We start from the raw sequence: 606 nt of genomic DNA, 5'->3' as shown, positions 1-606 counted from the left end.
GATGTCTATTATCTCACGACTGCCACGCAACTTAGGCTGCGCGACAGGCAGGAGAAGATAAAAAGGCCCTAAATAGGCTGAACCCATGCGTTTGAAGTATAGCTGGGCGTTGGTGTTGTTATTATCTGGCTGTCAATTGACTCAGCCAAATTCGTCCACCACTCCAACTCCAGAAACCAACAAGTCAGAGCAAACTGCTAAACAGAATGCCACTAAGACTAAATCTAAAAACAAACAATCTTTGGCGAAAGATTCTGCCAAGGATACGCCAAAAGTTCTCTCCCCTCAGGAACAAGAAGATGTGTGGCAACGTATTGCTATGCAGCTTGAAATGGACATCCCAAACAACAAGAAAGTGGATTATTACCGTACGTGGTATTTGAAACACCCAAACCACCTGTACACGGTATCTAAACGTGCAGCGCCATTTCTTTACATGATCACGCAACGTATCGAAGAACGTGGATTGCCAATGGAGCTTGCTCTTCTACCGGTTGTGGAAAGCTCATTTGACGCTTTCGCCTACTCGCACGGTAGCGCAGCAGGTTTGTGGCAGTTTGTGCCAGGCACTGGGAAAATGATGGGGCTTGAACAAAACTACTGGTA

Annotated in this window: 1 protein-coding gene; it reads left to right on the top strand. The window is 46.2% G+C overall.

Annotation, left to right across the window (positions count from 1 at the left end):
* Positions 1-85: 85 nt before the first annotated feature.
* Positions 86-606, top strand: a 521-nt coding sequence (locus R7Q11_RS27645) for a transglycosylase SLT domain-containing protein (protein ID WP_225467167.1), incomplete at its 3' end; no start/stop codon positions are given.

Source organism: Vibrio sp. 970, assembly GCF_033339075.1.
This window is presented reverse-complemented; position numbering and strand designations above follow the sequence as displayed.